The organism is Yersinia sp. 1252 StPb PI (genome assembly GCF_048593885.1).
GTDB lineage: Bacteria > Pseudomonadota > Gammaproteobacteria > Enterobacterales > Enterobacteriaceae > Yersinia > Yersinia enterocolitica_E.
On record NZ_JAZGQE010000009.1, the window covers coordinates 48,110 to 58,248 of the forward strand.

The window sequence follows — 10,139 nt, forward strand, 5'->3', positions numbered from 1 at the left end:
GCCAGGCAAGTGAATCAAAGGGTTAGGGTATGTCAGAGCAGTTTCTTTATTTTCTGCAACAGATGTTCAACGGTGTTACGTTGGGCAGCACGTATGCGCTGATCGCCATTGGTTATACCATGGTGTACGGCATTATCGGCATGATCAACTTTGCTCACGGCGAAGTGTATATGATCGGCAGCTACGTTTCGTTTATCGTGATCGCCGCATTGATGATGATGGGGATCGACGCTAGCTGGTTATTGATCGGCTCTGCTTTTCTCGTCTCTATCGTGATCGCCAGTGCTTATGGCTGGAGTATTGAACGGGTGGCCTATAAGCCGGTTCGTAGCTCCAAGCGTTTGATTGCACTGATCTCGGCGATTGGGATGTCAATCTTCCTGCAAAACTACGTCAGCTTGACGCAAGGCTCACGGGATTTAGCACTACCGAGTTTGGTTACCGGGCAATGGACTTTGGCAGAAACCAATGGGTTTGCCGCGACCATAAGCACCATGCAACTGACCATCTGGGTAGTTACTTTCTTGGCGATGCTGGCATTAACCTTATTTATCCGCTATTCCCGTATGGGGCGTGCCTGCCGTGCCTGTGCTGAAGACTTAAAAATGGCGAGCCTGCTGGGTATTAATACTGACCGGGTTATCTCGCTGACCTTTGTTATCGGGGCATTGATGGCCGCCGTGGCAGGGGTATTACTTGGCCAGTTCTATGGGGTTATCAACCCATATATTGGTTTTATGGCCGGTATGAAAGCCTTCACCGCAGCCGTATTAGGTGGCATTGGTAGTATTCCTGGCGCGATGATCGGTGGCTTGATTCTGGGTGTGGCTGAAGCATTAACTTCTGCTTATCTAAGCACTGAATACAAAGATGCAGTTTCATTCGCATTGCTGATTGTGGTGCTGCTTGTTATGCCTACTGGGATCTTAGGCCGTCCAGAGGTTGAAAAAGTATGAAACAACTCAACTTTGTTAATGCCATTATTTCCAGTTTTGTGCTCTTCGTCCTCGCCTCGTTTGTAATGGGTTTGCAGTTGCAGTTAGACGGCACCAAACTCATTGTGCAAGGGGCGGCAGAAGTCCGCTGGCTGTGGATTGGCGCGGGTTGTATCGTGGTGTTTTTCTTCCAACTGGTGCGCCCGTACATCCAGCAAGGTATTAAAAAAGTCTCTGGTCCGGCATGGGTATTGCCTAGTTTTGATGGCACCACCCCCCGTCAAAAACTATTAGCCGCAGCAATTATTATCGCCGCAATCGCCTGGCCGTTCCTGGTCTCCAGAGGTTCAGTGGATATTGCGACCCTGACGTTGATTTATGTCATGTTGGGGTTGGGATTGAACGTTGTCGTGGGGCTGTCTGGCCTGTTGGTACTAGGCTACGGTGGATTCTATGCCATTGGTGCCTATACCTATGCGCTGTTGAATCACTATTACGGTTTAGGTTTTTGGGAGAGTTTACCGCTGGCTGGCATAGTCGCAGCACTGTCTGGCTTCTTGTTGGGCTTCCCGGTATTACGCTTGCGGGGGGATTACCTGGCGATTGTCACTTTGGGTTTCGGTGAAATTGTGCGTATTTTGCTGCTCAATAATACGGAAATCACTGGTGGGCCGAATGGGATTAGCCAAATTCCAAAACCAACACTGTTTGGTTTAGAGTTCAGCCGCACTGCGAAGGATGGCGGTTGGGATACTTTCCACAACTTCTTTGGCCTGACTTATGATCCTAGTGACCGTATCATTTTCTTGTATATGGTGGCGTTGTTATTAGTGATCCTGACCTTGTTTGTGATCAATCGACTGCTGCGTATGCCGCTGGGCCGAGCATGGGAAGCATTGCGTGAAGATGAAATCGCCTGCCGCTCATTGGGCCTTAGCCCAACCAAAATCAAGCTGACTGCATTTACTATCAGTGCCGCGTTTGCTGGTTTTGCCGGTACTTTGTTTGCCGCCCGACAGGGTTTCGTTAGTCCTGAATCCTTCACCTTTGTTGAATCGGCTTTCGTGCTAGCGATTGTGGTGTTAGGTGGCATGGGGTCGCAGTTCGCGGTCATCCTGGCGGCGGTATTGCTGGTGGTTTCGCGGGAATTAATGCGTGACCTCAATGCTTACAGTATGTTGCTGTTAGGTGCATTGATGGTACTGATGATGATTTGGCGTCCACAAGGGTTGCTGCCAATGAAACGGCCACAGCTAAAGCTAAAAGTCGCAGAGATAAAAGCTAAAAAAGGGGAGCAGATATGAATACGCAACCTTTGTTAGCAGTTGAAGGGCTGTCCATGCGTTTTGGTGGGTTACTGGCGGTGAACAATGTGGGTCTGACCCTCAATCAGGGTGAGATTGTCTCGCTGATTGGCCCTAATGGGGCAGGTAAGACCACAATTTTTAACTGCCTAACCGGTTTTTACCGCCCGACCGGCGGCACGATTAAGTTACGTGATCGTCATCTTGAAGGGCTACCCGGCCAGATGATTGCCCGAATGGGGGTGATTCGTACTTTCCAGCATGTGCGTCTGTTCCGTGAAATGACGGTGGTAGAGAACCTGCTGGTGGCTCAGCATCAGCACCTTAAAAGTGGGGTTTTTGCCGGTTTGCTGAAAACCCCCGGTTTTCGGCGAGCAGAGGCCGACGCGTTGGAGCGTGCAGCCACTTGGTTGGAGCGTGTCGGCCTATTAGAGCTGGCAAACCGACAGGCGGGGAATTTGGCCTATGGCCAGCAGCGTCGTCTGGAAATTGCCCGCTGCATGGTGACTCGGCCTGAGCTATTGATGTTAGATGAGCCCGCTGCGGGATTGAACCCCAAAGAGACTGATGAACTGAATCAGTTGATTATGGAGTTACGTGACCAACACCAAGTCTCGGTATTGTTAATCGAACATGATATGAAACTGGTGATGGGAATTTCTGATCGCATTTATGTGGTCAATCAGGGAACGCCGTTAGCACAAGGCACACCCAGCGAAATCCGTAATAACCCAGATGTGATCCGGGCCTATTTGGGCGAATAACTTATTTTTAAGTAAAAGTATTTTTGGGTAAATAAAAAGTGGGCGAGGCATAAACATAACATGTTGTCATTTAATAACGTTTCTGCCCATTACGGCAAAATTCAGGCATTGCATCAGGTTAGCCTGCATATTCAACAAGGTGAGATCGTTACACTGATTGGTGCTAACGGTGCGGGTAAAACCACACTGTTGGGGACATTGTGTGGTGAGCCGCGTGCGACCGAGGGCAGTATTGTTTTTGGTGAGCAGAATATTACGGATTGGCAGACCGCACGCATTATGCGTGAGGCGATTGCGATTGTTCCTGAAGGCCGACGGGTATTTTCCCGAATGACGGTTGAAGAAAATCTGGCGATGGGGGGATTTTTCGCTGATCGTCAGCAATATCAGCAACGTATTGAACGGGTTTACGACTTGTTCCCGCGATTATTTGAACGTCGGGCTCAGCGAGCAGGAACCATGTCTGGTGGCGAGCAACAGATGTTGGCGATAGGCCGTGCCCTGATGAGCCAGCCAAAATTACTGTTACTGGATGAACCTTCATTAGGATTAGCACCGATAATTATTCTGCAAATATTTGATACTATTCAACAATTACGAGAAGAAGGGATGACTATTTTCCTCGTTGAGCAGAATGCGAATCAGGCTTTGAAGTTAGCAGATCGTGGGTATGTACTAGAGAATGGTCGTATTGTTCTGGAAGACACGGGGGCTGCGTTGTTAGCTAATGAAGCCGTGCGTTCAGCTTATCTGGGCGGTTAAATCGTCGTTTTTCATTATCTATGAAGGCCCGTTTCCGGGCCTTAGTTATTAGCTAATCATAAAGCTATCTTCTAGCTGTTCGGCATCATGCCTGTGGTGTAATAGTGAAATTGAGTGTATCGCTATAACTTCCTTTATCGGTTGTCTTGGTATTATAAAGCCGTATGCGTGGTGACCAGCACATCTCACCGTTATTATCATTTCTCAACTGAATAAACTTTTTCTCTTTTGGCAGTAAAAAGTTTTTCGTATTACCTGCTTGGTTTTGAAATTCCACGGTATAACCGATGGTCTTATCACTCTCAGCTTCCTTTAACTGAAAATGTGCAGTGTTTGCTGCTAATCCATTTCGGTTGGTGGCGCTAATCATATAACGCGTCCGTTGAATCCCGGTGGCGCGATAGCGGATACAAAAACGGTTACCTGCTGGATTAATCAATGGCGCGTGTACGCTTTTCCCTTTAGCGCTGCGCCCAATTTTCTCAAGTAATTCATCTAAATCGAAAGACTTCAATTGCCATGTTTTCGCGTCCATACGGAATTTAGGATCAATTTTAAAGGCTTCTGGTGCCACGTTCGCCTGAGGATTAAAGAGTGTGCATTGTTTGCCATTCTGACCAAAGGAAACGCCAGTAGATGACATCAATGAGTGATATTGCCCTTTGTAATGGATCGCACCACCTACAGTTGCACCGATTCTGATATCCTTGAGGACATGTGCGGCAACTTTGAATGAAACATAGTAATACTTCTTGTCAAAGGGTGATGATTTGAGATCACGGTTGAACAGTATTTCCTGAGTATTATCATTCGAATCTGAGGGCGCTTCGCCATTGAGCGAAAGATTAGTGATATCATTAAATTGAATACTGAAATCTCGTGAGCCATCAGCTTTATAGAAATAAAGTGACAGGAGCGCACGCCGGTTAGGTAACCCGATATTTTTCATCTCATCAGTTGGGATATTTAGTAATTTTCCCCAGGCTAATATATGTTTTCCATTTACCATTGTTCCTGATGAGGAATATAAATCTTTCAGCATCGCCCGAAAATAAACCTCCACGCTGTCATCAGCGTTTAGTTTGATTTTGCAATTAGAGTATTGTTGGGTGTAGGGATAAAAATAGAGGTTTGCCATAGCTATAGGCTGAATTATTAGCAATAATAGCCCCATAAGGAATAGTCTGTATTTAACATTCACTTGATTATCTCTCCATGACTATCAGTTATTTATTTCAGCTATTCGTTTCAAATATTAATGTTAGCTGCCCGTGATATTTCCCTGCGGAATTTGGCCCACTGGGCGCTAATGCTGAAATATGTAATATATAGTCGGTACTGGTTTGGCGGGTTCTACCCTGGGTTATGTTGAATGTCTCAGGGATGGCTGATAACACGCGCAGGTTGGCGCGATCCGTGCCCCAGCGCACTTGCGCGGGGGAGAATGCCTGATCTGCTCCCGTCAATACAGTAGAGTGACGAGTCAGTATCAGTGGATTTTTCACCGAAATTCGAAATCCTTCTTGCCTGCGTAGCTTGACGACTACTGGGAGTTCCTTTTGATACAGCAAGTGATTTTCGGGGCTACTTTCCAGTTTTATACTGCTATACCAACCCCCTTGTGGCTTTTCAACCTCGATCCTGGGGTGTGCTGTCACTTCTAATCTGACATCGATATTCCCCAGAGGAATTGAATCTGCCCTTGCCTGTGAGGGGAGTAATAGGGATAGGGCGACGATTTTTATGATATTCATAATGTTCCTTATCTTTACCCTGCGATACATCGCAAGTTGAAGGGCTTATCCTCGATCATTCCTCGTACATCACTGACCGCCAGCTGCCGATGCTGGTCGGGATAGAGATTAAAGTCCTCTATATCCTGTTCCTGGGTTTTCAACTGACGCCACTGTAGGCGGGTGTTACCGGTATTCTCCAACACTATCCCCCCGTCAAGACAGCGGTGTGCCCACTGGGGTTGCGGTGATGCAGCCAGATGCCTGACCAATCCCATATAACTTAACTGCACCCCCAACACGGCAGTATGGCCACCGGTAACTTGCAGGTTATTAACCGGTGCTACTGCGAGTCGATATACCTGCTCTTTATCCGGCGTGCTAAGTGCTTTAAGAAATATTCTCCCACTCTGTTTTGGTCCCAGAGTCAGTTTTGCTGGGAATGCAAACAGTGCGGGATGTCGCTGTTCGCCTACCGAGGTTAGTGATTCTTGTTCTGGCGACTCGCCTGGGTTATTAAGCTGGTACAGTTGAACTGTCACGTACTCAGGGTCTAAACCGTAATTAGTTACTGTCACCACCGTACTTTCCTGCTCTATTTCCAGCACATGTGGCTGAATATCTATGGCACTGAAAACCGAGGGCGGCAGGAGGCTAGCCGCAATGAACAGTAAACGTTTCATTATCTACCTTACCGCTGAGTTGTTTGGTTGACAGGGTGATGGGGGTTCCGGGATATAGATTCAGGCTATCTGTCTTGTCGCCGGAGTTCAGTTGCTCAAATTTGCTATGAACTGTGCCGCTGGAGGTAAGCATGAGATGACCGCCCGGCAAGCATTGATGCTGCCAGTGACGAACCTGTGCAGTTAAAGGGGGCACATGATGAATCAACACACCATAACCAATACTGATGGTCATAGGAGCATGGATTTTGCTTTTGTCCTCATGCTGACCGACCGCTTTGATATCGACTACCGGGTTGATATACAGCCGATACAGCGTTTCCTGCGTCGGAGATTTTAAGGGCAATAGTTTAATATCACGCTTCTGTTTCGGTCCTAAAGTAATCCGGTTGGGGTTAAAAATCATTTCAGGCTGCGAGATATCACTTATCAGTGTTTTCTGTTCAGGATGCACCCCGGGGTTATCTACTCGTTGTAGTGTGATATCCAGATACAGTGGCTTATCACCGCTGTTATAGACCTGGATTGTCCGGTGTTGGTCCAGTGATTCCACTGTGGTACGGGTAGGGATAGCCACTAACTGCGCATAAGTAGCGGTAATCGGCGCCAACAAGAAGGCGAGAGTGAAGAGTAAATAAGCATATTTCATAACAATTCCTGTTGGTATTAATCCAAGTGACAAAGATAAATATGATCGCGTTGCTGGCTCATATTGCAGCGGTAACGGGCTAAGTTGTTTTGAACCTGAATATTTTTCAGCTTGGCACGAGAGTGAATAGAAAATAGTCCATTGGGGTGGACGGTATCACCAGTTTCCTGAATAACCCCGCTAACAGGTTGTCCGTGCTCATCCTTGAGGAAACCGCTGTAAAGCAGGTTCAATGTGATATCGGCCTTACTGGAAAATACTTGCCCAGGATGGGCGCGAGCAATATTGACGGGTAGCTGAATATTCATATCCAGATCATTGCGTTCGGTATGTGTTTGCACAAAGAAACGGTCCTGATACCGTGGAATCGGTATAGCGTAAGTACCCGCGCCGGTTATCGGATGGCCTTCCGCATTGAAGCTATATGGCGTGCCAGCCAAGTCCGGTGTCTCTATCAGTAATGCGGTTCCGCTGTAGCTGCTGCGACCTAATGCCATACCTTGCGGGCTGATAGCCAGCATGCCGCTATAACTGATGCTGCCATTGGCTATCTTGTTATCAACTCCCATTCGTGCCGATACATCACCACGGCTGCCACTGCGATAAGCAAAGCTGCCGATACTGGACGTTTTCCCACTGGTACTGCCATCAACACCCAAGGTGCTGGTGCCATAGTTATCGTTAAACTCTTTTTGATAACTGGCACTGGTAACTAACTGCTGCTGATCATAGGCACTGTTGATACTGGCACTGCTTTTGATAAATGAGAGCGTGGTATTCAAAAATACACCGTAATTATTTTGGTTGCTCCATTGCCCACCTTTTTGTACACCCAGGGACAGTGCAAGGTTGTATTGTGGCCGACGCCAATCCCAGCGGCCTTGGATACGATGTTGCTGGCTGGTGTTAAATTGATTGAATTGATAGCTAAGTTGGACTGGCCCCAATTGGCGACTATAAGAAGCTGATGTGCTACCCGCGTTTGGTGCATATATAGACACATCTGGCGTTTGATAGCGCGATACCGCTGCATATCCCAGGGCGGTACTTCCACCGGCGATGCGCAGATAGCCTCCATCACGTTTTTCGCCAGACATCACGCCCAGAGTTGGGGTAAGATCGAGATCAGAAAAAATGTAGGGGCGCGAAATACTCCCTTCTGCTGCCCAGTGGCTAGCGCTATCTTTGAGTAGCGTGATATTCGTTTGCACGCTTTGCAGGTTCATACTGCGACCAAACTGCATCAGGTGGGGAGAGCTACGGTTACGCGCCATTCCTTTACCCATAGTCAGGAACCAGCCATTATTGGTTTGAGTGCTGATATTACTGATGGTTTGGCTTTCCTGACTGACGACTTTCCCTGTACGGTCGACTAACCGGATCTCAACGTTGTAATAGCCGCCGGGAAGTTGGTTGTAATCAATTTCATTACGGCCCAGTTGAGCAGGGATTCGGCGGATAAGTTGGTTATCGCGATAGATTTCGAAATCGCCATCGCTGGTGGCATATAGCACTAAGCTGCCCGCGGAGGGCTTATCAATAGCTAAATAACTTTGGCTGCCCAGCGTCACGAATTGGTCTAAAGCAGGGTTAATCAGGGTATGAATGCTGCCAGCACTGTTATCCAGATTATTTTGTCTACCTGCCCGTAGGTAGAGTGCCTGGAAGTTCTTTTGCAAGTACCAACTATCGATACCCATTTGAGTTTGCTGCTGATATTGAGCCTGATGTGTGGTGTGATAGTTGCTCTTTGAACGGGTGGTGTTATAAAACCAATTGGCAAAGCCAAAAGATTGCAAGGGTAGACCAATATATCCTTGCCCACGGCCTGAAATAGCGCGGTAATTTTCTGCGGTCATACGCAGGTCAAAGGATTGATTATGGACCAATCCCCAAGTAGTGACGGGCATTAAATAACGGTTGCTGTTATTGGTTATCGTTACTACATTATTGACCTTATCTACGGTGACGCGATGGTTAGATAAGATATAATCGCAGCCATTCTTGCATTGCAAATAAGGTATTTGGGGTAAAATGTTTTCTAATAAAATAATTGATTTTTCATCAATGTGGTTATTGCGATATTGTTGTTGATCAAAACTTAACTGCTGTTTTTTTTCCGAGAAAAAAAATGGGCGGGGTAATGTTTTACCCTCTAATATGCCCAATAATTGTAGTGTGTCGTTTTCTTCCGCCGCGGAAAAACCGGCAGGCACTAAGTGTTCGATCGTTATCTCTTCTGCCGGTGCTGAAGTAATTGTAGCCAGTAATAACAAAAGTAAAGTGGCCTTATTAATTATTGAATTATCTGTCATAGGATTCCATTCCACTGTTAACTATGGCGAGATGCTCCTTCCATTTGACCAATGTATTTTTATGGTTATAGCTATACCATTACGTTATATTTTTGATTCAAAGGAGCATGCAGCCAGGAGTTTACCCCCTGACTGTATGTGTAAAAAATAAGGAAACTATGATATTTTTACTAAATTAAGCAGCCGTTTCAATAACAAGATTAAGTGTGCCAGTGTATACTTCGGCAGACTTAAGTCCGTTATTTCGTACGCTAATGTTTAGAGTGGTATCCAGTACTGAGTTAGTTAAAGGGAACATTGCGGCGCCACCAAGCCCAACATGAGCAGCTCCATTCAGCATCCTGTCACCTAACATTACAACAGGGTCGGATTGTATTTTTGAACCATTGTTAGACACTAAATTAAATGGTTTTCCAAGACCAATACGAACTTTACTGTCGCCATTAGATTCTACTCGGATGTTCTCTGTCGCACTGTATGAACTCATGGTGGCGTCCATGTTAAGTTTAATCGAAGTCAGATCATCACCGTTTGACTTAGAAAATTTAACTATTTTAGGTACTTCTAATTCAACTGTGATTTCTTTCGTTAATGCAGGTTTAAAATAGACATTCTGATCAGACTGATTCATATTCTGCATGCCTTGAACTTGAGCCTTATTTATACCAGACTGTAAACTTGCTGCTAGATTAGCATTGGCACTAACGCTGGTGGCTAATATTGCCATGGTTACCATAGAAAGTAGCGTCTTTTTCATTATTAAATACCTGATAGTCCGTTATATTTAAAATCCTTATCCGACTGGAAAGGGATTAATGATGCTTGTGGCTTTTGTGGTGATGATGAGGGTGTTAAAAATCGTGTTAATACACTTCCGCATAAGCCGGAAAGAACACTAACATTTTAAATGGCATTTTTTCAAGTGAGAGATACTCCTATTTTATTGTGCTGATCATGTTGCATTTAATATTGTTATGGATGATTGGTGTAATAT

At 46.1% G+C, this 10,139-nt stretch carries 10 protein-coding genes; 4 read left to right on the forward strand and 6 right to left on the reverse strand.

Features of this window, described 5'->3' with window-relative positions; all coding sequences use genetic code 11:
• Nucleotides 1–29: 29 nt before the first annotated feature.
• The 4 genes from livH to livF are packed head-to-tail and all read left to right on the forward strand — an operon-like array spanning nucleotide 30 to nucleotide 3,765.
• On the forward strand, nucleotides 30–956 hold the full coding sequence (gene livH / locus V2A85_RS02745; RefSeq protein WP_083161967.1) for a high-affinity branched-chain amino acid ABC transporter permease LivH: 927 nt from the start codon (nucleotides 30–32) through the stop codon (nucleotides 954–956).
• Nucleotides 953–2,239, forward strand: a complete 1,287-nt coding sequence (locus V2A85_RS02750; protein ID WP_372560050.1) for a high-affinity branched-chain amino acid ABC transporter permease LivM — start codon at nucleotides 953–955, stop codon at nucleotides 2,237–2,239. The genes livH and V2A85_RS02750 overlap by 4 nt, the downstream gene beginning before the upstream one ends.
• The gene (gene livG, locus V2A85_RS02755; protein WP_083161971.1) at nucleotides 2,236–3,003 is read left to right on the forward strand and encodes a high-affinity branched-chain amino acid ABC transporter ATP-binding protein LivG; all 768 of its coding nucleotides are present in this window, start codon (nucleotides 2,236–2,238) and stop codon (nucleotides 3,001–3,003) included. Before V2A85_RS02750 ends, livG begins: the two co-directional genes overlap by 4 nt.
• A 60-nt stretch (nucleotides 3,004–3,063) precedes the next feature.
• Nucleotides 3,064–3,765 (forward strand): high-affinity branched-chain amino acid ABC transporter ATP-binding protein LivF, encoded by a 702-nt coding sequence (gene livF, locus V2A85_RS02760; protein ID WP_083161973.1) that lies wholly within the window; start codon nucleotides 3,064–3,066, stop codon nucleotides 3,763–3,765.
• Between the two features lie 85 nt (nucleotides 3,766–3,850).
• Here the strand turns inward: livF and V2A85_RS02765 are convergent, their stop codons facing one another.
• From V2A85_RS02765 to V2A85_RS02790, 6 genes are all read right to left on the reverse strand, one after another.
• On the reverse strand, nucleotides 3,851–4,966 hold the full coding sequence (locus V2A85_RS02765) for a hypothetical protein (protein ID WP_420070858.1): 1,116 nt from the start codon (nucleotides 4,964–4,966) through the stop codon (nucleotides 3,851–3,853).
• Nucleotides 4,967–5,000: 34 nt separating this feature from the next.
• On the reverse strand, nucleotides 5,001–5,519 hold the full coding sequence (locus tag V2A85_RS02770; protein WP_420070859.1) for a fimbrial protein: 519 nt from the start codon (nucleotides 5,517–5,519) through the stop codon (nucleotides 5,001–5,003).
• A 14-nt stretch (nucleotides 5,520–5,533) separates the two neighbouring features.
• Entirely contained in the window at nucleotides 5,534–6,181 is a 648-nt protein-coding gene (locus tag V2A85_RS02775) for a hypothetical protein (protein ID WP_372560047.1), read from the reverse strand.
• Entirely contained in the window at nucleotides 6,153–6,830 is a 678-nt protein-coding gene (locus tag V2A85_RS02780) for a pilus assembly protein (RefSeq protein WP_372560046.1), read from the reverse strand. The genes V2A85_RS02775 and V2A85_RS02780 overlap by 29 nt, the downstream gene beginning before the upstream one ends.
• Before the next feature lie 17 nt (nucleotides 6,831–6,847).
• A complete protein-coding gene (locus tag V2A85_RS02785; RefSeq protein WP_372560045.1) occupies nucleotides 6,848–9,145 on the reverse strand; it encodes a TcfC E-set like domain-containing protein in 2,298 nt (765 codons plus the stop codon).
• A 175-nt stretch (nucleotides 9,146–9,320) separates the two neighbouring features.
• Nucleotides 9,321–9,902 carry a CS1 type fimbrial major subunit gene (locus tag V2A85_RS02790; protein WP_420070860.1) on the reverse strand — a complete coding sequence of 194 codons (582 nt, stop codon included), beginning with the start codon at nucleotides 9,900–9,902 and terminating at the stop codon, nucleotides 9,321–9,323.
• Between the last annotated feature and the right edge of the window lie 237 nt (nucleotides 9,903–10,139).

Coding starts and splice junctions, on each gene's coding strand:
- V2A85_RS02780 (WP_372560046.1), bottom strand. CDS start 6,830: ATGAAATATGCTTATTTACTCTTCACTCTCGCCTTCTTGTTGGCGCCG.
- V2A85_RS02785 (WP_372560045.1), bottom strand. CDS start 9,145: ATGACAGATAATTCAATAATTAATAAGGCCACTTTACTTTTGTTATTA.
- V2A85_RS02775 (WP_372560047.1), bottom strand. CDS start 6,181: ATGAAACGTTTACTGTTCATTGCGGCTAGCCTCCTGCCGCCCTCGGTT.
- livG (WP_083161971.1), top strand. CDS start 2,236: ATGAATACGCAACCTTTGTTAGCAGTTGAAGGGCTGTCCATGCGTTTT.
- V2A85_RS02750 (WP_372560050.1), top strand. CDS start 953: ATGAAACAACTCAACTTTGTTAATGCCATTATTTCCAGTTTTGTGCTC.
- livF (WP_083161973.1), top strand. CDS start 3,064: ATGTTGTCATTTAATAACGTTTCTGCCCATTACGGCAAAATTCAGGCA.
- livH (WP_083161967.1), top strand. CDS start 30: ATGTCAGAGCAGTTTCTTTATTTTCTGCAACAGATGTTCAACGGTGTT.
- V2A85_RS02770 (WP_420070859.1), bottom strand. CDS start 5,519: ATGAATATCATAAAAATCGTCGCCCTATCCCTATTACTCCCCTCACAG.
- V2A85_RS02790 (WP_420070860.1), bottom strand. CDS start 9,902: ATGAAAAAGACGCTACTTTCTATGGTAACCATGGCAATATTAGCCACC.